Annotated in this window: 23 protein-coding genes and 1 tRNA gene; 5 read left to right on the top strand and 19 right to left on the bottom strand. The window is 69.8% G+C overall.

Annotated elements, in window-relative coordinates; translation table 11 throughout:
* The first annotated feature begins 27 nt into the window (after positions 1–27).
* From J5X07_RS06430 to J5X07_RS06420, 3 genes are all read left to right on the top strand, one after another.
* Complete coding sequence (locus tag J5X07_RS06430) at positions 28–498, top strand: helix-turn-helix domain-containing protein (protein WP_208479050.1); 471 nt, start codon at positions 28–30, stop codon at positions 496–498.
* Positions 499–611: 113 nt separating this feature from the next.
* Positions 612–929: a ribonuclease HepT family protein gene (locus J5X07_RS06425; protein WP_243896536.1), complete on the top strand. Its 318-nt coding sequence runs from the start codon at positions 612–614 to the stop codon at positions 927–929.
* 24 nt (positions 930–953) lie between these two features.
* Positions 954–1,787 carry a class I SAM-dependent methyltransferase gene (locus J5X07_RS06420; RefSeq protein WP_208479049.1) on the top strand — a complete coding sequence of 278 codons (834 nt, stop codon included), beginning with the start codon at positions 954–956 and terminating at the stop codon, positions 1,785–1,787.
* Positions 1,788–1,811: 24 nt separating this feature from the next.
* On the opposite strand, the gene J5X07_RS06415 is transcribed toward J5X07_RS06420, so the two are convergent.
* The 6 genes from J5X07_RS06415 to pgi form a co-directional block, all read right to left on the bottom strand.
* Complete coding sequence (locus tag J5X07_RS06415) at positions 1,812–2,288, bottom strand: cupin domain-containing protein (protein WP_208479048.1); 477 nt, start codon at positions 2,286–2,288, stop codon at positions 1,812–1,814.
* A 215-nt stretch (positions 2,289–2,503) separates the two neighbouring features.
* Complete coding sequence (locus tag J5X07_RS06410) at positions 2,504–3,457, bottom strand: hypothetical protein (RefSeq protein WP_208479047.1); 954 nt, start codon at positions 3,455–3,457, stop codon at positions 2,504–2,506.
* Positions 3,458–3,617: 160 nt separating this feature from the next.
* Positions 3,618–3,694: transfer RNA gene (locus tag J5X07_RS06405), tRNA-Pro, on the bottom strand.
* A gap of 153 nt (positions 3,695–3,847) precedes the next feature.
* Complete coding sequence (locus tag J5X07_RS06400; RefSeq protein ID WP_124934377.1) at positions 3,848–4,144, bottom strand: rhodanese-like domain-containing protein; 297 nt, start codon at positions 4,142–4,144, stop codon at positions 3,848–3,850.
* 18 nt (positions 4,145–4,162) lie between these two features.
* On the bottom strand, positions 4,163–4,708 hold the full coding sequence (locus J5X07_RS06395) for a GNAT family N-acetyltransferase (protein WP_208479046.1): 546 nt from the start codon (positions 4,706–4,708) through the stop codon (positions 4,163–4,165).
* A gap of 11 nt (positions 4,709–4,719) precedes the next feature.
* Complete coding sequence (gene pgi, locus J5X07_RS06390; RefSeq protein ID WP_208479045.1) at positions 4,720–6,375, bottom strand: glucose-6-phosphate isomerase; 1,656 nt, start codon at positions 6,373–6,375, stop codon at positions 4,720–4,722.
* A 530-nt stretch (positions 6,376–6,905) separates the two neighbouring features.
* Between pgi and J5X07_RS06385 the strand changes: the two genes are divergently transcribed.
* Entirely contained in the window at positions 6,906–8,159 is a 1,254-nt protein-coding gene (locus J5X07_RS06385; protein WP_208479044.1) for a pentapeptide repeat-containing protein, read from the top strand.
* A 227-nt stretch (positions 8,160–8,386) separates the two neighbouring features.
* Here the strand turns inward: J5X07_RS06385 and J5X07_RS13400 are convergent, their stop codons facing one another.
* The gene (locus J5X07_RS13400) at positions 8,387–9,184 is read right to left on the bottom strand and encodes an AraC family transcriptional regulator (RefSeq protein ID WP_341769425.1); all 798 of its coding nucleotides are present in this window, start codon (positions 9,182–9,184) and stop codon (positions 8,387–8,389) included.
* 147 nt (positions 9,185–9,331) lie between these two features.
* On the opposite strand from J5X07_RS13400, the gene J5X07_RS06375 reads away from it, so the two are divergent.
* Positions 9,332–9,874 (top strand): VOC family protein, encoded by a 543-nt coding sequence (locus J5X07_RS06375; RefSeq protein ID WP_208479042.1) that lies wholly within the window; start codon positions 9,332–9,334, stop codon positions 9,872–9,874.
* A gap of 55 nt (positions 9,875–9,929) precedes the next feature.
* Here the strand turns inward: J5X07_RS06375 and J5X07_RS06370 are convergent, their stop codons facing one another.
* From J5X07_RS06370 to gap, 12 genes are all read right to left on the bottom strand, one after another.
* A complete protein-coding gene (locus J5X07_RS06370; protein WP_208479041.1) occupies positions 9,930–10,319 on the bottom strand; it encodes a VOC family protein in 390 nt (129 codons plus the stop codon).
* A 269-nt stretch (positions 10,320–10,588) separates the two neighbouring features.
* A complete protein-coding gene (gene der, locus J5X07_RS06365) occupies positions 10,589–12,748 on the bottom strand; it encodes a bifunctional cytidylate kinase/GTPase Der (protein WP_208479040.1) in 2,160 nt (719 codons plus the stop codon).
* Positions 12,749–12,958: 210 nt separating this feature from the next.
* Positions 12,959–14,122 (bottom strand): prephenate dehydrogenase, encoded by a 1,164-nt coding sequence (locus tag J5X07_RS06360; protein ID WP_208479070.1) that lies wholly within the window; start codon positions 14,120–14,122, stop codon positions 12,959–12,961.
* Between the two features lie 47 nt (positions 14,123–14,169).
* Positions 14,170–15,174: a pseudouridine synthase gene (locus J5X07_RS06355; RefSeq protein WP_208479069.1), complete on the bottom strand. Its 1,005-nt coding sequence runs from the start codon at positions 15,172–15,174 to the stop codon at positions 14,170–14,172.
* A 5-nt stretch (positions 15,175–15,179) separates the two neighbouring features.
* Positions 15,180–15,887, bottom strand: a complete 708-nt coding sequence (scpB, locus tag J5X07_RS06350) for an SMC-Scp complex subunit ScpB (protein WP_124934519.1) — start codon at positions 15,885–15,887, stop codon at positions 15,180–15,182.
* On the bottom strand, positions 15,884–16,723 hold the full coding sequence (locus J5X07_RS06345; protein WP_208479039.1) for a segregation and condensation protein A: 840 nt from the start codon (positions 16,721–16,723) through the stop codon (positions 15,884–15,886). Before J5X07_RS06345 ends, scpB begins: the two co-directional genes overlap by 4 nt.
* Positions 16,713–17,585 (bottom strand): ParA family protein, encoded by an 873-nt coding sequence (locus J5X07_RS06340; protein ID WP_124934521.1) that lies wholly within the window; start codon positions 17,583–17,585, stop codon positions 16,713–16,715. The genes J5X07_RS06345 and J5X07_RS06340 overlap by 11 nt, the downstream gene beginning before the upstream one ends.
* Positions 17,586–17,733: 148 nt before the next feature.
* Positions 17,734–18,678, bottom strand: a complete 945-nt coding sequence (locus tag J5X07_RS06335; RefSeq protein ID WP_208479068.1) for a site-specific tyrosine recombinase XerD — start codon at positions 18,676–18,678, stop codon at positions 17,734–17,736.
* A 64-nt stretch (positions 18,679–18,742) separates the two neighbouring features.
* Complete coding sequence (gene secG, locus J5X07_RS06330) at positions 18,743–18,985, bottom strand: preprotein translocase subunit SecG (RefSeq protein ID WP_124934522.1); 243 nt, start codon at positions 18,983–18,985, stop codon at positions 18,743–18,745.
* Positions 18,986–19,130: 145 nt separating this feature from the next.
* Positions 19,131–19,910: a triose-phosphate isomerase gene (tpiA, locus tag J5X07_RS06325; RefSeq protein ID WP_124934523.1), complete on the bottom strand. Its 780-nt coding sequence runs from the start codon at positions 19,908–19,910 to the stop codon at positions 19,131–19,133.
* Positions 19,911–19,917: 7 nt separating this feature from the next.
* Positions 19,918–21,111, bottom strand: coding sequence for a phosphoglycerate kinase (locus J5X07_RS06320; RefSeq protein WP_124934524.1), 1,194 nt, complete (start codon positions 21,109–21,111; stop codon positions 19,918–19,920).
* A 152-nt stretch (positions 21,112–21,263) separates the two neighbouring features.
* The gene (gene gap, locus J5X07_RS06315) at positions 21,264–22,271 is read right to left on the bottom strand and encodes a type I glyceraldehyde-3-phosphate dehydrogenase (RefSeq protein ID WP_124934525.1); all 1,008 of its coding nucleotides are present in this window, start codon (positions 22,269–22,271) and stop codon (positions 21,264–21,266) included.
* Positions 22,272–22,550: the final 279 nt, after the last annotated feature.

The raw sequence follows: 22,550 nt of genomic DNA, 5'->3' as shown, positions 1-22,550 counted from the left end.
CATAGCAAGATCGCTATAATCCAGAACATGGCCCGTTTCGATGTCAATGCCGCTCCCCGGCTCATCCGGGCCGCGCGCCTGGATGCGGGGCTCACGCAGGCCCAACTGGCTGAGCGCGCGGGGGTACGGCAGCCGAGCCTGGCCCAGATGGAGTCGGGCAGTCGGGCGATCTCAGCACAGATGCTCCAGCGGGTGCTGCAGGCGGCGGATTATCGGCCCTCGGTGCCCCTGGCGGCCAATGCTGAGCGGATCGTCGAGTGCGCCCGGGCCCGGGGCCTGGGCAGGCCCCGCGTGTTCGGCTCCGCCATGCGCGGGGATGACTGTTTCGACTCGGATATCGACCTGCTGGTCACGCCGTCGGAGACGGCGGACCTCCTTGATCTGGCCCTGTTCGGCCATGAGGTCAAGGAGCTCACCGGTTTCCCGACGGAAGTGGTGTGCGATACCGCGGTTCCCCCTGCTCTGGCCCAGGCCGTGCGTGAGGCGGTTCCGCTGTGAGCGGGCCCGGTGGTCCGAGATTCACGCCCCGGGCGCGCCGCGAGGCTGCGCGGTCCTACGACAGGGAGAACCTTCACAGGGAGCTCACGCTCCTGCAGGCCAGGATCGAGGCCGTGACAGCCCAGGGCCGTCAGGGCTTCCATGATGGTGGGCAGACCTATGACATGGCCTGCATGGTCGTGATCCGCCTCGCGGCCCTCATGGAACGCGCCGAGCTGGAGCCCTGCCTAGCGGTTCTCACCCGGGAGGAGCGCCTCGCCATCCGCACCACGCGCAATATCGTGGCGCATGCCCGCTACCGGTCGATGAACGACGACGTGTTCTGGCTCGCCACCACCACACGCATCCCCGAGATGCTGGCGCGCATCCGCGCGGGGGCAGAATTCGACAGCACCGACGGCGAGGCTCCTGGCCTGGATGGATGCCGCTGACGCCGCGCCCGAGAGGAGACGCCCATGTCGATGGACTTCCACGCCGAGTCCAGTGCCGGCGCCTATGCGTCGCGCGGTGCTGACCCCGGGTGGGTGAGCGCCGTTGCCGGCATCGTCGACCTGCGGGGGCTGCGCGTGGTGGACATCGGCTGCGGCGGGGGCATCTACAGCACCGCCATGGCCCAGATGGGGGCGCTCGTCACCGGTGTCGATTTCTCGGCGCGGATGGTCTCCGATGCGCGCGAGCGGGCGCGCGGCCTTGGCGCTGGTGAGGTGCGTTTCGTGCAGGGCGACGCGGCGTGCACCGGACTGCCCGATGGCAGTGCGGATGCGGTCCTACTGCGCGCCCTCATCCACCATGTGCGCTCGATTCCCGCCGTGCTTGCCGAAGCGCGCCGTCTCCTGATCCCCGGCGGGATTCTGCTCATCCAGGACCGGACGATGGAGGATGTTCTCGCGCCGTCGTCGGCTGAGCACTTCCGCGGGTGGTTCTTCGAGATCTTCCCCCATCTCATCGACGTCGAGGCCGGGCGCCGCCCCGGCATCGAGGAGGTGGACCGGCACCTGCGGGAGGCGGGTTTCGGGGCCATCAGCCACCACCGGCTGGCCGAGCTGCGCCGCTCCTACGACGATCTCGCCTCCCTGCGCGCCGATCTGCTCTCGCGCACCGGGCGCTCCATCCTCCATGAGCTTGATGATGGGCAGCTGGCGCTCCTGGTGGATGGGATCTGCGCGCGCATCGCTCGCAGCGCGCCTACGGATCAGGCAATCCGCGAGGTGGACTACTGGACCCTGTGGTGGGCGCGTGCCGACCACAGGGTCCAGGATGCGGTCTCCGCTGCCCGCCGCCCCGGGTGAGTGCGGGGGCGGGAGGCCCGGGTCTCAGGCGTGGCCGTCTGCGGCGCCGCTGCCGGGCTGGATCGTCCACGACGGCGGCTCGTCCCGGCCGGCCTCGTCATCGGCCTCGGCCTGTGCGGCCGTGGCCTGGACTATGCCCTGGGCGTGGTGGACGGGGGCGTAGACCGTGTAGAGGCGCAGGGGCTCGTCACCGGTGTTGATGATGTCATGCCAGGTGCCCGCGGGGACCTGGACGGACCAGCCGTCGGAGACCTCCTGGGTGAAGCTGAGGTCGTCCTGGCTCGGCCCCATGACGCAGCGCCCCTGACCGGCGTCGATGCGCAGGAACTGGTCGGTCTCGGGGTGGGTCTCCAGGCCGATGGACTGGCCCACCGGGATGGACATGAGGGTGACCTGCAGGTACTTCCCGGTCCAGGCCACGGTCCGGTAGGTGGTGTTCTCCGTGGTTGCGGTCTCGATATCGAAGGCGTTGGGCTTCGGTCCGTTGTCGACGATGGCCATGGGTGCTCCTTCACCGTGCAGATATGGTCCCGGCTCCGTCTCACAGATGATGCATGCCGACGGCCGTCGGATTGCCGTCCTGACCGCTGTCCCCTGTCGGTCGAGGGCCCCACCATGGGGCGCGCCGGGCGGGCCCAGTGTACTGGCGGCCTCGGGCCCGGTCAGCGAGTCGGCCGGTGCGGCGCGCCCCGTGCCCGGCACGGGGGCACTGACTGTCATGGGGCTCTGTTGCGCTCCCCTGACCCGCCGATGGCTATGGGGGGCTGGCGGGGGACGTGTGCGTAACGGAACGTGATCTGCTCAATGGCCAGGTTCCGGATCTGCCAGACCTCGTCGAGGCGCTCGTTGACCCGGCGGCGCGCCGCCTCGACCTCACCGCGGCGTGCAGTGCGGTACAGCAGGGGGATGCGAACCCCGTTGATGGTGCCGTGGATCCTGACCCGCCCCAGCCGGGTGAGCACGTCCTGCGTCCCCAGCTCCTCGCGGCTGGCCGGCAGCGGGAGCGGGCCGCCCCTGCGCCCCAGAAGATACAAGCCTTTCCAGGTAGCCCTAACCACCCCGCCACGAAGTGCCACAAGTACAGTCCACGAACTCGCCAGTAACACGGTGAAAACTACGAGAGCCGCCGTCGCCGCACCCCTAAGATAAGTCCCCTCCGAGGATGCCCAGAACATCAGAACGAGCGGGTAGCAGAAGAGGGAGATGGACGCTATCACGATAGTTCCAACATAGCCATACGATGAGCGATCAGGACCGACCAAGAAGAATCTTGCGTGAGCAAGCATAGCTGACCTGCGAAAATTTCCTTGGGAAACAGGAGTATTTGAGCCAGAGAGGAGCCTGAGAATCGAGGTGGACACAAATCCGGCTAAACCAGCCCCCAGGAGAAGATAGGGAGTTGCCATAAGTATAGTGAGCACAGTCGTGAGCGTATCAATAACAGCGCTCCCCGATGGCCGCGAGACTTGAATATCGTCCTCATAGACTAAAACAACCAAGCCAACAAAGGCAAAAGCATAGGCGGGCAGGGAAGCAATGAACGTCACCGCAGACAGCACGAAGCCGGCGACAACCGATCCGCTGCTCGGCCGGGATCGGGCATAGACGGGCATTGCGGGAACCTCCGACCTTCGGGTGTCGAAGGTGTAGGATACGTCAACCGTCCCCATCCACAGGTCATTCGCCTCTCGTGTCGTGGCAGCGGCTCCTGAGTGCCGAGGGGCATCACCGCGAGATAGCCGTGCTGCCAAAACCCGGAGCAGCGCCACTTCAGGGGCGCACTGTGCTCATGCCTCACGGATTAACCATCGTCGGTGTCCGATTGCCTACTGGTCGGGCTGGCGGGATTTGAACCCACGACCCCTTGACCCCCAGTCAAGTGCGCTACCAAACTGCGCCACAGCCCGTGCCCGTCCGGCCTGCTGGCCGCTCGGAACGAGTAGAACCTTAGCCCATGAGGGCGCCGGTCCTGAAATCCCTGGGAGGTGACCCCAGTCACCCCACTGGCGTCATGTCCTCCTGCGCGCCCTGCGGGCGCCGTCGTCGCACCGCGGATGGCCTCACTGCGCCAGCCAGGCCTTCATGCCGCCCTCGACGTTGAGCAGCTCCCCCGCGTAGCCGGCGGCCTCCAGGGCCTCGACAGCCCGGGCCGAGCGCACGCCGCCGGCGCAGATGACGGCCACCGGCCGGGAGGAGTCGAGCTCCCCGGCCCGCTCCAGCACCTGCCCCAGCGGGATGCTCACCGAGCCCTCGATGGCGGCCTCGGCCACCTCGTTCGGCTCGCGCACGTCGAGGACCGTCAGATCCTCACCCGCCTCCAGGCGCTTGCGCAGACCCTCAGCGCTGATCTCCCTCATGGCATCCTCCTCAAGGATTCACGCGTCATTGTGGCCAGGATAGCCGGTCGGCTCCGGGGGCGTGCCGGGCATCGGTCGCCCTTCGTCCAGCTCCCGGAGGTAGCACAGCATCCGGGACCCGGTGCCGGGCACGGTGCTGGCGAAGCCGTGCCGCTCGTAGAACCGGCGCGCATCGGTGTCGATCTCATCGACGTTGATGCGCATCTCGATGGCGTCGCGCGCCCGCACCCGCTCCAGGGCCGCGGTGATGAGGGCACTGCCGATGCCTTGCCCGCGCAGCCCGGGGACGACGTAGAGCTCCTCCAACTCGGCCAGGGGCCCCTGGCCGTAGGGGGTGGGCCGCAGTGTCAGGCAGGCCATCCCCACGGCCTCATCCCCGTGGTCGGCCAGCAGGACCAGCACGTCCCCTCGGCCCAGGAGCTCGCCGAAGCGGGCGGCGAAGTCCTGGGCCGAGGGCGTGGGCGTGTCGAACTCGGTGTTGAAGTCGTGCAGCAGCCGCCCCACGGTCGGGGCGTCCGCCGCCGTCGCCTGGCGCACACCCGCGCCCGGCACGTCCGACGTCATGCCTGCGGGCCTCAGCGGCGCAGGTCCCGGTAGCGGGTGATGAGGGCGCGGGTCGAGGCGTCCTGGGCCTCCAGCGCGGCGGCGTCGCCCTGGACGGCGGGGGCGATCTCCAGGGCGAGCTTCTTGCCCAGCTCCACCCCCCACTGGTCGAAGGAGTCGATGCCCCACACGATGCCCTGGGTGAAGGTGATGTGCTCGTACAGCGCAATGAGCTGGCCGACCACCGAGGGGGTCAGGGCCGGGGCGAGGATCGAGGTGGTCGGCTTGTTGCCGGCGAAGACGCGCGCCGGGACGATCTCCTCGGGCGTGCCCTCGGCGCGCACCTCCTCGGCGGTCTTGCCGAAGGCCAGGGCCGCGGTCTGGGCCAGGTAGTTGGACAGGAACAGCTCGTGGACGTCCACTCCCCCGTCCTTGGTGGGGTGGGCGGGGTTGGCCACGGCGATGAAGTCGGCGGGGATGAGCTGGGTGCCCTGGTGGATGAGCTGGTAGAAGGCGTGCTGGCCGTTGGTGCCTGGCTCGCCCCAGAAGATCTCACCGGTCTCGGTGGTCACCGGGGAGCCGTCCCAGCGCACGGACTTGCCGTTGGACTCCATGGTCAGCTGCTGGAGGTAGGCGGCGAAGCGGTGCAGGTACTGGGCGTAGGGCAGGACCGCGTGGGAGGCGGCCTTGAAGAAGTTGACGTACCAGACGTTGAGCAGGCCCATGAGCATGGGCACGTTCTCGGCCGGCGCCTTGGTGGCGAAGTGCTCATCGACGGCGTGGAAGCCGCCCAGGAACTCCTTGAAGTGCTCCGGGCCGATGGCCACGGCCAGGACCGTGCCCACGGCGGAGTCCACGGAGTAGCGCCCGCCCACCCAGTTCCAGAAGCCGAAGGCATTGTCGGGGTCGATGCCGAACTCGGCGACCTTGTCCAGGGCGGTGGACACGGCCACGAAGTGCTTGGCGATGGCGCCCTCGGTGGGCAGGCCCCGCTCCTCGAGGGCCGCGAGGAACCAGTCGCGGGCCATGCGGGCGTTGGTGAGGGTCTCCAGGGTGGTGAAGGTCTTGGAGGCGATGATGAACAGGGTGGTCTCGGGGTCGAGGTCCTTGACCTTCTCGGCGCAGTCGGCCGGGTCGATGTTGGAGATGAAGCGGCACTCCAGGCCGTCCTTGACGTAGGGCTTGAGTGCCTCGTAGACCATGACCGGGCCCAGGTCCGAGCCGCCGATGCCGATGTTGACCACCGTCTCGATGGGCTTGCCGGTGATGCCGGTCCACTGCCCCGAGCGCACGCGGTCGGCGAAGGCGTAGATCTTGTCCAGGACCCCGTGGACGTCCGCGATGACGTCCTGGCCGTCGACGACAAGCGTGTCGGTGGCGGGGCGGCGCAGGGCGGTGTGCAGGACGGCCCGGTCCTCGGTGATGTTGATGTGCTCCCCGGCGTACATGGCGTCGCGGCGAGCGGGCAGGTCGACGGCCTCGGCGAGCTCGGCCAGGGCACTGAGGACGTCATCGGTCAGGAGGTTCTTGGACAGGTCGACGTAGAGGTCGGCGAGCTCGTAGGAGAAGCGCTCGGCGCGCTGCGGGTCATCGGCGAACCAGGCGCGCAGGTCGGGCTCCATGGCCTCGTGCAGCTCGGTCAGGCGCTTCCAGGCGGACGTGGCAGTGGGGTCAACAGGTGTCTGCATGGACCCAGCCTAGCCGCTCGCCCTCCCCCGCCGCCTGGGACCTGGGCTCCGGGGCCCGGCCTTCGGGAGCGCGAGCCGCTAGAAGAGCCGGGCCGGGCACCCGGGTGTCCGAAACCCTCACAAAGGCGCCCACCAGCCCCGCACGGCCCAGCAGGATCCGCAGAAACATGCGGATCACCACTGGCGCCTCATACTGGATCGCTCCCTTTGTAAGGGATCTGGACACCTCCACTCACCCTCTCAGTCCCCCACCACACTTAACCCCGGATCCTCACGCAACCGCAGCGCCGCCTCCTGCAACCGATAACGGCGAAGGACTGCGACAGAGAGTGTGACGTCCCACACTTCGACAGCAGACGCACCTCAGTAAAATACGTAATCACAGTATCAATGGGCGATTGAGAGGGACTTACATGTTCAATAGCGGCCGAACTAATGAACAACGACCAGGACGCCAGCGGGGGCCAGGTGCCTGGCCACTATTCTTAGTCATCTTCATCTGGGTATTGTTAGCATTGCTCTTATTCACAGTGCTGGGCTGGCTGTGGGGCAACGGCGGGTACTGGTCGTGGGATCGGTTGCTGACGAACTGGAGAGACGTCAGTGATAGTGCGACGACATCGTTAGACCTGGTCAAGGTTTCGTTAACGACAATCGGCGGTATCGGTGGCGTCGGCTATCTCGTCATCAAGTACCGGGAGCGGGCAAGCGCCGAGCGCACAGAGGCCGCAGCGGAGTTAGAGAGAGCGGAGCAGAAACTGCTCACTGCAGTGCAGCAGTTGGGAAGCGCCTCTCCTCAAGTGAGAATCTCGGGCGTGTACTCCCTGGCTGATACTGCGGACATCTACCGGGGTGACTACCGTCAGCGCGTCGTCGACATCCTCTGCGGCTACCTGCGCACCAAGCGCGGGGAATGGGTGACTCCCACGGACGCAGAAGACGGAGATGATAAGATCTATGTGAGCGATGATGGCGCCGTCGAGTCGACGATCCTCGAGGTCCTGGCCCGCCACCTTCGCAAACGCCGCGAAGCCACCGAGCACCATCCAGAGGTAGTGCAGGAGGTCCAAGACGAGCAGTTGTGGTGCAACTGTTCTATCGACCTCCACGGAGCAATCCTCGCCGAAAGACCGAATTTCCACCATGCGACTTTCAACTACGGCACAGACTTTGGGGGCGCGATCTTCACCCAGGGCGCCATCTTCTGGGGTGCGAACTTCACCCAGGGCGCCTACTTCGGGAATGCGATCTTCGCTCAGCGCGTTATCTTCTGGGGTGCGAGCTTCACCCAGGACACCGACTTCGGAGACGCAACCTTCACCCAGGAAGCCGACTTCTGGGCTGCGAACTTCACCCAGGAAGCCAATTTCAGAGACGCGAACTTCACCCAGGAAGCCAATTTTGGAGGCACGACCTTTACCCAGGAAGCCAATTTTGGAGACGCGATCTTCAGCCGAAGGGCTGACTTCGGAGGCACGACCTTCACCCAGGACATCGACTTCGGAGGCACGACCTTCACCCAGGAAGCCGACTTCCGGGGTGTGACCTTCACCCAGAACGCTGACTTTCAAAGTGCAACCTTTAATGTTGATTACCAAGAATCGGAAGACAGCATTACTTTCCCAAGATCAATGCTGCTCGACCGTATCACTGGCCTGCCTCAGGGTGCCCGGTGGGCTCAGTTTGATGAGAACGGCAATATTCTGCGAATCATCGAGGACGACTCTCCCGACATGGCTACCGAAGGGAACGAATCCGGCAGCGAGGATCCCACAGTACAGTAGCAGTTCGCCCTTGCCGGCCGCTTGGGACCTGGGCTCCGGGGCCCGGCCTTCGGGAGCGCGAGCCGCGAGAAGAGCGGGCCCCGGCACCCGGGTGTCCGAATCCCTCACAAAGGCGCCCACCAGCCCCGCACGGCCCAACAGGATCCGCAGAAACATGCGGATCACCACTGGCGCCTCATACTGGATCGCTCCCTTTGTAAGAGATCTGGACACCTCCACCCACCCTCTCAATCCCACGACACCTGCCCCCGGCGGTACCGGCTCGGTGCCAGCCCCACCACCGCCCGGAAGTCAGCGGCCAGATGCGCCTGATCGGCATACCCCAGATCCGCCGCCACCCGCACCACACTCAACCCCGGATCCTCACGCAGCCGCAGCGCCGCCTCCTGCAACCGATAACGACGGATCACCGCCAGGGGAGGCAGCCCGATCCACCTGGCCGCCAGGCGCTGCACGCCGCGCACCGACATTCCCATGCGCTCGGCGAGCTGCTCCACCCGCACCAGCTCACGGGTCGAGGCGATGAGCTCCACCATCGCATTGGCCACCAGCCCCTCCGCATCCAGCGGCAGCATCTCCTCCCCCAACCACTCCTCCAAGGCCCGCACGGCCGCCGAGCGCCCCGCCTCCCGGTGCCCGTCCTCGGCCCGCCCCGCCGCATCACCCCCGCCCATGGCGGCCACAACAGCACGGTGCAGCCCCGGGGCATCGACCTCCACCGATGCATCCCGCAGCTCCCCTGGGGCCCCATGCATCCGCCCCAGCCCCGCCGGTAGCAGGAGCGCCCCCACTGCCCAGCCCCGCCCCTCCAGCACCCGCACCGATACACCCGTGGTCGGCCCGTACAGGCGCACCCCCTCAGGCTCGACCACGAGGTTGGCAGCAGGAAACGGCAGTACCTCCTGTCGCGAGCTCACCCCTGGCGGAAGATCCCAGCACGGCACCCAGAACCACCGGACCGTCTCCGCCAACTCAGGCGGTGCCGGCTCCCGGTGGAAGTCGGGCAGCCTACCGGGGTACAGCACCCCGCGGCCATCAGCCTGCACGGATACCGAGCCCGGGCCGCCGCTGACTCTCGCTTCTCCCGCTGCACCCACGCCGAGCACTCCCCCCTCACAGCCCTGTCGCGAATCTTCAAGACGGGCCCCGAGCGGGCCCCTAGCGTCACGGGCATGGAATCACAGACCACGTCGAATGACACCCACCAGCACTCCAGTCGCCACCCCTCCCGGCGCGGCATCTCTGGCACCCACACCACCGGCGGCATCCCCCACGGCTTCACCAGCCTCACTCCCTTCCTGGCCATCGAGGGCGCCGGGCAGGCAGTCGGGTTCTACCGCGATGCCCTGGGAGCGCGGGTCGTGGATATCACCGAGATCAACGGCATTGTCATCCATGCCGAGCTGGACTTCGGCAACGGCCGGCTGCAGATCGGCGAGCCGACCCCCGACCACGGGCTCGTACCGCCTCCCGCCGGCGGGGCGGCCTGCTACTCCATCGGCCTGTACTGCCCGGATGTCGATGAGCTTCTCGCCCGGGCAATGCGGGCCGGGGCCACCGTCCGCGAGGAGGCGACGACCTTCGTCTCAGGCGACCGCTACGCCTCCATCACCGACCCCTTTGGCGTGCGCTGGACGATCATGACCCGCGTGGAGGACCTCTCCGAGGCCGAGAGCGCCCGCCGAGTCGCCGCCTGGGCCGCCGAGCAGGGCTGAGGCTGGCACCAACACGCTCAGCCACTGCTCCCCGTGAGTGCCGCTCGACTCAGCACTACTCCTGAGCAGGACTGGCGTGGTGGTAGACGACCTCAAGGTTGTGCCCGTCGGGGTCGAGGACGAAGGCGCCGTAATAGCCGGGGTGATACCAGGGCCGCTCACCGGGCCCGCCGTTGTCGCTCCCACCAGCTGCCAGGCCAGCAGCATGGAAGGCCTCCACCTCCTCCATACTGCCCGCGGTCAGCGCGAGGTGGACGGGCTGAGGCTCCTCCCCCGGCACCAGCCAGAACTCGGCCACCGCACCGGCCTCCTCCGCGGGAGCGCCCAGGCCCACCACCGGCCCGTGCTCCGCCACCGCCTTATAGCCCAGCGGAGCCAGCGCCCGCTCGTAGAAGGCCCTGGAGGCCCCGACATCACTGACGATGAGCGAGATGTGATCGATCATGCCGCCACCATAGCGCATGTGATGCAGATAACGATTCATCCCGATGGCGCATGACGCCACTCGCTTCCTTCTCACCGCCGTCCCTCAGGGATGACGCGAGCAGGGGATGAGCCTCTGGCGGCTTGGCGGGGCTATAGGGATGCGCCACCCCGCAGCGCCGCGCCAACGGCATCCAGAATGCGAGTGCGGGGTGCAGAATGCGATGACCCCGCACTCGCATTCTGCACCCCGCACTCGCATATCGCTGAGGTCGTCGGGGTACCTGGCACTCAGCGGCGCTGGCGCTTCTCGCGCACGCGCACACCGATCTGGATGGGCGAGCCCACGAAGCCGAACTCCTCACGCAGCCTGCGCTCGATGAAGCGCCGGTACCCGGCGTCCAGGAACCCGGTGGTGAAGATGACGATGCGCGGCGGGGCCACCTGCGCCTGCGTGGCGAAGAGGATCCGCGGCTGCTTGCCCCCGCGCACCGGGTGGGGGGTAGCCGACTGGAGCTCGCCGAGGAAGCCGTTGAGCCTGCCCGTGGGCACGCGCGTGGTCCAGCCCTCCAGCGCCGCATCCAGGGCGCGCACGAGCCGGTTGGTGTGCCAGCCGGTGCGCGCCGCCAGGTTGATATGCGGCGCCCAGGACACGTGGGCCAGGTCGTGCTCGGTCTCCCAGGCGAGCATCTTCTGGCGCTCCTCGTCCACCAGGTCCCACTTGTTGTTGACCAGCACCAGTGCCCGCCCGGCATCGACGACCTGCTGGATGACGCGCACGTCCTGCTCGCTGATGGGCTCGGAGGCATCCAGCAGCACCACGGCCACCTCGGCCTTCTCGATCACGCCCTGGGTGCGCAGCACGGCGTAGTAGTCGGCCCCGCGGGTCTGGCGGATGCGGCGCCGGATCCCGGCGGTGTCCACGAAGACCCACCGGCGCCCATCGAGCTCGATGATCTCGTCCACCGGGTCGCGGGTGGTGCCAGCGGTCTCGTTGACCACCACGCGCTCGGAGCCGGCGATGGAGTTGAGCAGGGAGGACTTGCCCACGTTGGGGCGGCCCACCAGGGCCACGCGGCGCAGGCCGTCATCCTTCCTGGGCCCGGCCACGGCGGAGACCTCGGGCAGGATCTCCATGACGGCGTCGAGGACCTCCCCGCTGCCGCGCCCGTGCAGGGCCGAGACCGGGTAGGGCTCGCCCAGCCCCAGGTTCCACAGGGCGGCGGCGTCGCCCTCCTGGGCCGGGGAGTCGACCTTGTTGGCGGCCAGCACCACGGGCTTGCCGCTGCGCCGCAGCATGGAGACCACGCGCGCGTCGGTCTCGGTGATACCCACCTGAGCATCGACCACCAGCAGGACGGCGTCGGCCATCTCCACGGCCACCTCGGCCTGCGTGGCCACGGAGGCCTCCAGGCCGCGAACATCGACCTCCCACCCCCCGGTGTCCACGATGGTGAAGTGGCGCCCCGCCCACTCCGCGGGGTAGGACACGCGGTCGCGGGTCACCCCGGGGGTGTCCTGAACGACAGCGACCCGCCGTCCCAGCACCCGGTTGACCAGGGTGGACTTGCCCACGTTGGGGCGCCCGACGACGGCCAGGACCGGCAGCCCGAACTCAGGAGCCTCGGGGGCCGGCGCGGGCCCCTCCTGCTCCAGGAGGGCCAGGTCCTCCTCCTCCAGCTCGTAGTCCTCCAGGCCGGCGCGCATGGCCTGGGCCCGCAGCTCGGCCTCATCATCCTGGGCGGCCGCGGCATCGACGGCCTCCTCCACCAGGTCCAGCACCCGGCTGATGGACTGCTCCAGGGTGAGGTCGGAGGTGTCCACCAGGGTGACGCCCTCGGGGGCGGTGAGGAACTGGGAGACGGTGGCGTCGTCGCGGTCGCGGCGCAGGACCTGGTCGCGCAGGTCGGCGGCCTCCACCGCCTTGCCGGCGGCGTCCAGCTCGGCGGCCCGGCGGGCCAGGCGGGCCGCCTCGGTGGCTGTGACCAGCAGGCGCGCCTCGGCCTCGGGGGCCACCACGGTGGTGATGTCCCGGCCCTCGGCCACGATCCCGGCGCCCTGGGAGAAGGAGGAGGGCCCCCCGCGGCGCTCGGTGTCGATGATCTCGCGCTGGAGGCGGGCCAGCTCGGCGCGCACCTCCAGGTTCGTGGCCACGGTGGAGACGACGGCGGCCACATGCGGCTCGCGGATGGCGGCGGAGATGTCCTGGCCCGCGCAGGTGAAGGTGGGGCCCTCGGGGTCCAGGCCGACCTGGAGGGGCATGGCCTGCACGGCGCGGGCCACCGCCGTGGCGTCGGCCAGGTCGATGCCCTCGTGCTCGCACCACCAGGCGGCGGCCCGGTACATGGCGCCGGTGTCGAGATAGGCCAGCCCCAGCTCGGCCGCCACGGCCCGTGAGACCGTGGACTTCCCCGAGCCGCTCGGCCCGTCGATCGCGACGACGATTCCCATGTGGTCCTCCAGGCAGTGCAGATGAGCGCGGGTGAGCGCGGATTGCGGTCAAGGGCTGGGCCAAGCGTCCCACATCCGCGCGCCTCGCTGAGGATGCGGCTCCCATGAGCACCAACACAGGCCGCCTCAGCCCGGGCCCGTGGCCCCTTGAGGCCAGCGCCTCGCTCTCCTGCACGAGTCAGGCGGACCGAGAAGCGCGCTCCCGCCCCCTCAGGCCCGCACGACCCTCCAGCCGCGCTCATCAAGGGCCTCCTCCAGGCCCTGGGCGGCGGCCGGCAGCACGCACACCTGGGCGATGCCCGCGCTCTGGCCGGCGGAGTGCTCCAGGGAGAAGTCCTCGATATTGACCCCGGCCTCGCCGATGTCGGAGAAGAGCCGCCCCAGCTGGCCCGCCGAGTCGGGCACGAGCACCTGGATCTCGGCGTAGCGGCGCGGGGCGCCGCCGTGCTTGCCGGGGATCCGCGCCCGGCCCGCATTCCCCCGCACCATGACGTCGGTGATCGCGCCCACGGCCCCGGGGGCGATGAGCGGCGCCCGCCCGGGCCCGCCCGGCTCCCCCGGCCCATCCGATTCCCCGTGGCCGACGGCGGACTCGATGCCGGCCAGCAGTCCCGCCAGGTCATCGCTGAGCCGGCGCAGCAGCTCGACGACGGCGGGGGCGTTGCCCACGATGATGGCCGACCACAGGCGCGGATCGGAGGCGGCGATCCGGGTGACGTCGCGCAGCCCCTGGCCCGAGAGCGCCAGGGCGCTCTCCCCCAGCGACTCCAGGCGGGCCGCCACCAGGGAGGCCACCAGCTGGGGCACGTGGGAGACGGCGGCCACCGCGGCGTCATGCTCGGCCGCGCCCATGCGCACCGGCATGGCCCCCACATCCACCGCCAGGTTCCTGACCACCAGCTCCGCACCTGGATCCGCCCCCTGGCCCACGATCACCCAGGGGCGCCCGGCGAACAGGTCGGAGTCGGCGGCCACCGCCCCCGAGCGCTCCCGCCCGGCCATGGGGTGGCTGCCCACGTAGCGGCCGGCCTGCGGCCCCGCGGCGGCCCGCACCTGGGCGGCCACCCGCTCCTTGACCGAGGCGACGTCGGTGACCACCGCCCCCGGGTGGGCGGCGAGCTCGCGGATCACCACCTGGGCGGCGACATCCGGTGGCGTGGCCACCACGACGATTTGCGGCTCGGGGTCGCCCTCGGCCCGGGGCCGGCCCGCGCCCATGTCGCGGGCCAGGGCCAGGGAGGTCGGCGAGGTGTCGGAGAGCTGGACCTCGACACCGGCATTCACCAGGGCCAGGGCCAGGGAGGTGCCCAGCAGGCCGGTGCCCACCACGAGCACGGGGCCGCGCGTGGAGGCGGGCGCCTCCTGCGCCGCCAAGGCCCCTGTGGGGCCAGGACCGCCAGTGCCGCTGGTGCTGCCGGTGCTCACAGCCCCACCTCGTCCTGGAGCGTCATCAGCTCCCGGGCGCTCAGCGCCCGCATCTGACCCGGGCCCAGGCCGTCCAGGCCCAGCGGCCCCAGGCGCGTGCGCGACAGGCGCATGACGGGGTGGCCCACGGCGTCGAGCATGCGCCGCACGATCCGGTTGCGCCCCGAGTGCAGGGTGATCTCCACGATGGAGCCCTGCGGCCCGGAGTCCTTGACCGTGACCCGGTCGGCCCGGGCGGGCCCGTCCTCCAGCTCGATGCCCCGCCGCAGCTTGCGGGGAACCCAGGGCTCGACCTGCCCCTGGACGATGGCCACATAGGTCTTGGCGATCTCGAAGCTGGGGTGCATGAGCCGGTGGGACAGCTCCCCGTCATTGGACAGCAGGAGCAGGCCCTCGGTCTCGGCGTCCAGGCGCCCGACGTGCACCAGGCGGGCCTGGGACGGCAACTCGGGGTGATCGGCCAGGTAGCGCTGGGCGTACTGGGCGACCGTGGGCCGGCCCCCGGGGTCCTCCATGGTGGTGACCACCCCGGCGGGCTTGTGCAGCAGCACCGTGATGAGACCGGGGTCGGCCAGGATGCGCCGGCCGTCCACCCGGATCTCCTGGACGGCGGGGTCCACGCGCAGACCCGGCTCCCACACGGTGACACCGGCCACACTGACCCGGCCGTCGGCGATGAGCTGCTCGCTGGCCCGCCGTGAGGCCACGCCGGCGTGGGCCAGGACCTTCTGGAGGCGCTGGCCGCCCTCGACGTGCGGATCCTGGTCCCCGCCCCGGCTCCCGCGCTCGCGCGCCTCCAGGGCCCGTGCCTCCTCATCCTCCCCCAGGGCCTCGGCGTCGAAGGCCGCCAGCAGCTCGGCGTCGGCCTGCTCGTCCAGGTCGTCGAGGTCCTCGATGTCGTCCTCGTCGTAGAACTCCTCGGCCCCGAAGTCGCCCTGCGGGACGATCGGCTCTCCACGGCTCCGCGACGCCCTGGAGGCCTTGCGGCTCCCGGCACCCATCCTGCTCATCTCATGCTCCTATCAGTCATCTCCTCGGCGATATCCGCCAGCGACTCCGCGCCCGGCAGGTAGGGTGCCAGCGGCGGCAGCTCCTCCAGGGAGTCGATCCCCAGGTACTCCAGGAACTCGGGCGTCGTGCGGTAGAGGATGGCGCCGGAGGGCTCGGCCCCGGTCTCCTCGATGAGGCCCCGGGCGTGCAGGGTGCGCACCACTCCATCGACATTGACCCCGCGGATGGCCGCCACCCGCCCCCGGGTCACGGGCTGGCGGTAGGCGATGACCGCCAGGGTCTCCAGGGCCGCCTGCGACAGGCGGGCCGTGGCGCCGCCGACGACGAAGGCCTCCACCAGGTCGCTGTGCCGGGGGGCCGAGGCCAGGCGCCAGCCCCCGGCGGCCCGCCGCAGCACGAAGCCCCGGGGCCGCGAGCCCGCGTGCTCGCCCCGGTACTCAGCGGCCAGATCCTCCAGGAGCTCATGAGCCGCGCCCTCCTCCAGGCCGAGGGCCTGGGCGATCGCCTCGGTGGTCACGGGTTCGTCGGCCACCACCAGGATCGCCTCGGCGGCGCTGCGAAGCTCGGGGGCGCCCACATCGGGAGCCTCGCCATCAGCCCGGTCGGCGCCCTCAGCGCCGTCAGCAGCGCCACTGCCGCCAGGGCTGCCGGCGCCGCTGGGCTCCGGCGGGGCTCCCGGCTCGCTGGGGGGTGACGGGCTCATGCGAACTCCTCCTCGACATCGCCCACCATGATGCCGCTGAGGCCCTCGCGCGGGGCGCACCACCGCACCGTGATCTCACCCATGGCCTCGTCCTGCTCCAGGTCGGCCGCGCCCTGGCGGTGCAGGATGAGCAGGGCCAGGAAGCGGGCGACGACCACGGCGGTGCGCCCGGCGTCGTCGATGAGCTCGGAGAAGGTCAGTGCCCCGCCGGAGCGCAGGCGCGAGACGATGAGGCTGATCTGCTCGCCCACGGGCACGGACTCGTGGAGGTGGACGGTCTGGACGCCGGGGTCGTCCGGGCGGGTGAGGGCCGCCACGGCCAGTCGGGCCAGGTCCTCGGGGGTGATTGTGGACACCAGCCTGGGCAGGAGGGCAGCCAGGTGCGGCTCCAGGCCCACCACGCGCGGGTGGGAGCGCGAGGCGCGCAGCGCCCGCTCCTGGAAGGCGGCCGCGGCCTCCTTGTAGGCGCGGTACTGCAGGAGCCTGGCGAAGAGCAGGTCGCGGGCCTCCAGCAGCTCCAGGTCCGGGTCCTCCTCATCCTCCTCATGCGGCAGGAGCCGGTGGGCCTTGAGCGCCAGGAGCGTGGAGGCCACCACCAGGAACTCACTGGCCCGCCCCAGGTCCCAGTCGGCCCGCATATGGGCGATGAAGTCGTCGGTGACCTCGGCCAGGGCCAGCTCGGTGATGTTGAGGCGCTTGCGCGCGATGAGGGTCAGGAGCAGGTCGAAGGGGCCCTCGAACTGGGGCAGGGCCACGGAGAACCCGGCGACCCGGGCGGGCCCGGCCTCCTGGGGGTGGCCCGGTTCCTCGGGCGCGGCTGGCTGCTCAGGCGACATCTCCGCGCGCGATGATCTCCCGCGCCAGGCGCCGGTAGGCCAGGGCACCGGGGTGGGAGGGCGCGTAGCTGGTGATGGGCTCGCTGGCCACCGAGGCGTCCGGGAACTTGATCGTTCGCCGGATCTGGGTGTCGAAGAGCTGCTCGCCGAAGGCCTGCTCCAGGCGCTCGAGCACCTCGCGCGAGTGCAGGGTGCGGGTGTCCACCATGGTCGCCAGGATGCCGTCGATCTGGAGGCTCGCGTTGAGGCGGTCCTTGACGCGCTCGACGGTCTCCACCAGGAGCGCCACCCCGCGCAGGGCGAAGAACTCGGTCTCCAGGGGGATGATGACGCCGTGGGAGGCGGTCAGGGCGTTGATGGTCAGCAGCCCCAGGGAGGGCTGGCAGTCCACGAGGATGACGTCGTAGTCATCCAGGACGGGTCGCAGCACCCGCTTGAGGGCCTGCTCGCGGGCCACCTCGTTGACCAGCTGCACCTCGGCGGCCGACAGGTCGATGTTGGCCGGGACGATGTCCAGCCCGGGGGCCGTGGTCTGGTGGATGACGGTGCGGATATCGGGCCGGGCGGCCACCAGCAGGTCGTAGATCGTGGAGTCCAGCTCGTGGGCGTTGATGCCCAGGCCGGCCGAGGCCGCGCCCTGGGGGTCGAAGTCGACGATGAGGACCCTGCGGCCGTACTCGGCCAGGGCCGCCCCCAGGTTGATGGTGGTCGTGGTCTTGCCCACCCCGCCCTTCTGGTTGCACATCGATATGACCCTGGCGGGCCCGTGGGACTCCAGCGGTGCGGGGACGGGGAAGACCTTCTCCTCGTCCTCGGCGGAGGAGGTCGGATCGATCAGGCCGGGCTGGGTGGAGTCGTTCACGCCGACCAGCCTAGCCGAAACGTGAACGACATCGCTTATCCCCACCTGGCAGGAGTCGCAGAGGAGACTATCCCTTCCCTGTGATCCCCGCGCCGGCGCTCATCTCCCCCGCTCATGGGCACGGCCCGGGGGTGCCGTGCCCACGGGCTCAGCCCAGGGCCCGGGGGTGGCTGGTGGCGTAGACCTCCCGCAGGTGGTCGACGGTGACCCGGGTGTAGATCTGGGTGGTGGTCACCGAGGCGTGACCGAGCATCTCCTGGACCACGCGCACATCCGCGCCGCCGGCCAGCAGGTGGGTGGCGAAGGAGTGGCGCAGCGTGTGGGGGGAGATGCGCCGCTCGCCCACCTCGGAGTCCCGGCCGGGGCCCGCCTCCTTCGCACTCAGGCCGGAGCGCCGCGCCGCGGCCTGGAGCACCGCCCAGGCGCTCTGCCGGCTCAGCGGCCGGCCCAGGGTGTTGAGGAAGACCTCGGGCACTCCCCTGCCCCGGCTGGCCAGCGCCGGCCGGCCGCGGACGAGATAGGCCTCCAGCGCCTGCCAGGCGAAGGAGCCCATGGGCACGATCCGCTCCTTGCGGCCCTTCCCCAGGAGCCTGAGCACCCCGGAGTCGGGATCCAGGTCGTCGATGACCAGCCCGACGGCCTCGGAGATCCGGGCACCGGTGGCGTAGAGGACCTCCAGGAGCGCGCGGTCGCGCAGGCTGACCGGCGAGTCGTCGATCCCGGCGGCCTCCAGCAGGGCGCGGACCTCCTCGATGCCCAGCGCCTTGGGCAGGCGCCTGCCCGCCTGGGGCGGGTGGACGGTGGCCGAGGGATCCTCCGGGGCCTGCCCCTCCTCGGCCAGGAACCTGTGCCAGCCCCGTACCGCGGTGACGGCCCGGGAGGCCGAGGAGGGCGCCAGTGGCCGCCCGGCATCGGCCCCGGTGCGCAGGGCCTCGAGGAATCCGGCCACCTCGGAGCGTCCCACCTGCTGGGGCTTGCTCATGCCCAGGCCCCTGAGATAGGTGATGTAGCGCAGCAGATCGCGCTCGTAGGCGGCCAGGGTGTTGGGGCTCAGGCCCCGCTCGACCCGCAGGTGCGCAAGATACCCGCGCAGTGCGCGCTCCAGGGCGTCACCGCGCGGGTCCCGGTGCTCAGGCAAGGCCAGTGCGCCGCCTGGGTCAGCCGATCTTGGCCATGAGGCCCAGGCCGACGATGGTCAGGGCCCAGGTGATGGCCACCCCGACGGTGATGCGGTTGAGGTTGCGCTCGGCCACGCCCGAGGAGCCCGCTGAGGAGGAGATGCCGCCGCCGAACATGTCGGACAGGCCTCCGCCCTTGCCCTTGTGCAGGAGGATGGACATGATGAGGAAGAAGCTCGAGATCACGAGCAGCACCTGGAGGATGATGCGCAGCACGTCCACGCCGCGTTCCCTTCGTCGTCGTCTGGGGCCAGTGGGGGCGCACAGCCCCCGTTGCAGTGGGAGTCTACCCGCAGCGGGCGGGGACCCGGATGCCCTCACGTGTGAGGTACCCGGGTCCCCGTTGCAATGCGGTGTCGGCCGCGCCTCAGGCGTAGAAGCCGGCCATGGCCGCGAAGGACTCGGCCTTGAGCGAGGCGCCGCCGATGAGGGCGCCGTCGACGTCGTCCTGGGCCATGAGCTCCTTGATGTTGTCGGGCTTGGCCGAGCCGCCGTACAGGATCCGGGTGGCCTGGGCGGTCTGCTCGCCGAAGTCCTCCGCGAGGGCCTTGCGGATGGCGGCGCACACCTCCTGGGCGTCCTGGGCGGTGGCGGTCTCGCCGGTGCCGATGGCCCAGATGGGCTCGTAGGCGATGACGATCCTGGCGACGTCCTCGGCGGCCCAGCCGGCCAGGGCAGCACGGATCTGCCCCAGGACGAAGTCCACGTGGGTGCCCGCCTTGCGGACCTCCAGGGCCTCGCCGCAGCACAGGATCGGGGTCATGCCCGCCTCCAGCGTCTTGCGGGCCTTGGCGCCCACGAGCTCGTCGGACTCGCCGTGGTACTCGCGGCGCTCGGAGTGGCCCATGACGACGTAGGACACGCCGAGCTTGTCGAGCATGGCCGTGGAGATCTCACCGGTGTAGGCGCCGTTGTCGTGCACCGAGACGTCCTGGGCGCCGTACTTGATGCCCAGGGCGTCGGCCTCGACGATGGTCTGCACCGTGCGCAGGTCGGTGAACGGCGGGATGACGACGACCTCGCACTTGGCGTAGTCGTGGTCGTGGTCCTTGAGCTCCATGGCCAGGCCCTGGATGAGGTGGTTGGCCTCGAGGTGGTCGAGGTTCATCTTCCAGTTGCCCGCCATGAGCGGGGTGCGGTTGCTCATTGTGCTGTCAGCCTTCCAGGATCGAGATTCCGGGCAGCTCCTTGCCCTCGAGCAGCTCGAGGGAGGCGCCACCACCGGTGGAGATGTGGGAGAAGGTGGACTCATCGAAGCCCAGGGTGCGCACGGCGGCCGCGGAGTCACCGCCGCCGATGACGGTGAAGGCCTCGGACTGGCTCAGGGCCCCGGCCACGGCCTTGGTGCCGCCTGCGAAGGCCTCGAACTCGAAGACGCCCATGGGGCCGTTCCACACCACGGTCTTGGCCGAGGCGATGGCGTCGGCGAAGAGCTCGCGGGTCTTGGGGCCGATGTCCAGGCCCATCTGGTCGGCGGGGATCGCGTCGGAGGCGACCACCGAGGCCGGGGCGTCGGCCTTGAACTCGGGGGCGATGACCGTGTCGACCGGCAGGAGGAGCTCGACGCCGTTGTCCTTGGCGGTGGCGATGTAGCCCTTGACGGTCTCGATCTGGTCCTTCTCCAGCAGGGAGGTGCCCACCTCGTGGCCCTGCGCGGCCAGGAAGGTGTAGGCCATGCCGCCGCCGATGATGAGGCGGTCGGCCTTGGACAGCAGGTTGGCGATGACGCCGAGCTTGTCGGAGACCTTGGAGCCGCCCAGCACCACGGTGTAGGGGCGCTCGGGGTTGTTGACCGCCTTGCCCAGGGACTCGATCTCCTTGACCACCAGCAGGCCGGCGGCCGAGGGGAGCAGCTTGGCGACGTCGTAGACGGAGGCCTGCTTGCGGTGGACCACGCCGAAGCCGTCGGAGACGAAGACGTCGGCCAGGGCCGCCAGCTCGGCGGCGAAGGCCTCGCGCTCGGCGTCGTCCTTGGAGGTCTCGGCGGCGTTGAAGCGCACGTTCTCCAGCAGGACGATCTCGCCCTCGCCCATGGCCTCGACGGCGGCCTTGGCCGAGGGGCCCACGGTGTCCTCGGCCAGGGTCACCTTGGCGCCAGTGACCTCGGCCAGGCGCTCGGCCACCGGGGCCAGGGAGTAGTCGGGGTTGACCTGCCCCTTGGGACGGCCCAGGTGGGCGGTGATGATGACCTTGGCACCGGCATCCAGCAGGGTGCGCAGGGTCGGCAGGGCGGCCTGGATGCGGCCGTCGTCGGTGATGTTCTTGCTCTCGTCGAGGGGGACGTTGAAGTCGGAGCGGACCAGGACGCGCTTGCCCTTGAGATCGCCCAGGGACTCGATGGTCTTCATGCAGAACCTCTTATCGGTCGGAGGTGAGTGGGGGTGCGGATGGGGGATGTGCCGGAGGCCGGGCCGTGGGTGCCACGGCCCATGGAGCGCGCCCGCACAACGGCGGACGTTGTGCGGGCGCTTCTCCTAGAGCGTCATGCTCTGGTGCGGACTCAGGCGAGCTTGGAGCCGACCAGGGCGGTCAGGCGGACCAGGGCGTTGGAGTAGCCCCACTCGTTGTCGTACCAGGACAGGACCTTGACCAGGTTGCCGATGACCTTGGTCTCGGTGGCGTCGAAGATCGAGGTGTGGGGGTTGCCCACGATGTCGGTGGAGACGATCGGGTCCTCGGTGTACTCCAGGACGCCCTTGAGCTCGCCCTCGGCGGCGGCCTTGACGGCGGCCTTGACGGCCTCGACGGAGACCTCCTTCTCGGCGACGAAGGTCAGGTCGGTCAGCGAGCCGGTCGGGGTGGGCACGCGCACGGCGAGGCCGTCGAACTTGCCCTTGAGGTCGGGCAGGACCAGGGCCACGGCCTGGGCGGCACCGGTCTTGGTCGGGATCATGTTGAGCGCGGCGGCGCGGGCACGGCGCAGGTCGCTGTGCGGGGCGTCGAGGACGCGCTGGTCACCCGTGTAGGAGTGGATGGTGGTCATGATGCCGCGCTCGATGCCGAAGTTCTCGTGGAGGACCTTGGCCAGGGGGGCGAGGCAGTTGGTGGTGCACGAGGCGTTGGACACGATGTTCATCGTGGCGTTGTCGTAGTCGGCCTCGTTGACACCCATGACGAAGGTGCCGTCGACGTTCTTGGCCGGGGCGGAGATGACGACCTTCTTGGCGCCACCGTCGAGGTGGGCCTTGGCCTTCTCGCCGTCGGTGAAGAAACCGGTGGACTCGACAACAACATCGACGCCGAGCTCGCCCCAGGGCAGGTCGGCGGGGTCGCGCTGGGCCAGGACCTTGATGCGCTTGCCGTTGACGGTGATGCCGTCCTCGTCGTAGGAGACCTCGCCGTCGAAGCGGCCGAGGATCGAGTCGTACTTGAGCAGGTGGGCCAGGGTCTTGTTGTCGGTGAGGTCGTTGACCGCGACGACCTCGATGTCCGCACCCTGCTCCAGGGCGGCACGGAAGAAGTTGCGGCCGATGCGGCCGAAGCCGTTGATACCAACGCGGGTGGTCACTTTGTGTCCTCCTAGTGCGCCGACATGGCGCACGGTTTCTGGGCGTATTCGCACAGTGGGATGTGCTCCGGTGCTCCGGCTCCCCGGGAGGGGACTCCCTCAGGCTCCGGCACGACCGAGTCTAGCGACAGCGCGAGGGCGCATGTGACCACATTCCACGCCACGGGCGAACACGCACCGCCCGCCGGCGGCACCGCAATTCACGCCGGGATGATCCGCCCCGGGAATGGGGACCTCAGTCCCATCTGAGTCCCCCAGTCCGCCCACAGTGCCCCTCCC

The organism is Actinomyces bowdenii, assembly GCF_017592395.1.
GTDB classification, from domain to species: domain Bacteria; phylum Actinomycetota; class Actinomycetes; order Actinomycetales; family Actinomycetaceae; genus Actinomyces; species Actinomyces bowdenii.
This window is presented reverse-complemented; position numbering and strand designations above follow the sequence as displayed.

Coding starts and splice junctions, on each gene's coding strand:
- J5X07_RS06400 (WP_124934377.1), bottom strand. CDS start 4,144: ATGAGGGAGATCAGCGCTGAGGGTCTGCGCAAGCGCCTGGAGGCGGGT.
- J5X07_RS06420 (WP_208479049.1), top strand. CDS start 954: ATGTCGATGGACTTCCACGCCGAGTCCAGTGCCGGCGCCTATGCGTCG.
- J5X07_RS06370 (WP_208479041.1), bottom strand. CDS start 10,319: ATGATCGATCACATCTCGCTCATCGTCAGTGATGTCGGGGCCTCCAGG.
- der (WP_208479040.1), bottom strand. CDS start 12,748: ATGGGAATCGTCGTCGCGATCGACGGGCCGAGCGGCTCGGGGAAGTCC.
- scpB (WP_124934519.1), bottom strand. CDS start 15,887: ATGAGCCCGTCACCCCCCAGCGAGCCGGGAGCCCCGCCGGAGCCCAGC.
- J5X07_RS06395 (WP_208479046.1), bottom strand. CDS start 4,708: ATGACGTCGGACGTGCCGGGCGCGGGTGTGCGCCAGGCGACGGCGGCG.
- J5X07_RS06410 (WP_208479047.1), bottom strand. CDS start 3,457: ATGGGGACGGTTGACGTATCCTACACCTTCGACACCCGAAGGTCGGAG.
- J5X07_RS06345 (WP_208479039.1), bottom strand. CDS start 16,723: ATGTCGCCTGAGCAGCCAGCCGCGCCCGAGGAACCGGGCCACCCCCAG.
- J5X07_RS06375 (WP_208479042.1), top strand. CDS start 9,332: ATGGAATCACAGACCACGTCGAATGACACCCACCAGCACTCCAGTCGC.
- J5X07_RS06430 (WP_208479050.1), top strand. CDS start 28: ATGGCCCGTTTCGATGTCAATGCCGCTCCCCGGCTCATCCGGGCCGCG.
- J5X07_RS06355 (WP_208479069.1), bottom strand. CDS start 15,174: ATGGGTGCCGGGAGCCGCAAGGCCTCCAGGGCGTCGCGGAGCCGTGGA.
- pgi (WP_208479045.1), bottom strand. CDS start 6,375: ATGCAGACACCTGTTGACCCCACTGCCACGTCCGCCTGGAAGCGCCTG.
- J5X07_RS06415 (WP_208479048.1), bottom strand. CDS start 2,288: ATGGCCATCGTCGACAACGGACCGAAGCCCAACGCCTTCGATATCGAG.
- tpiA (WP_124934523.1), bottom strand. CDS start 19,910: ATGAGCAACCGCACCCCGCTCATGGCGGGCAACTGGAAGATGAACCTC.
- J5X07_RS06320 (WP_124934524.1), bottom strand. CDS start 21,111: ATGAAGACCATCGAGTCCCTGGGCGATCTCAAGGGCAAGCGCGTCCTG.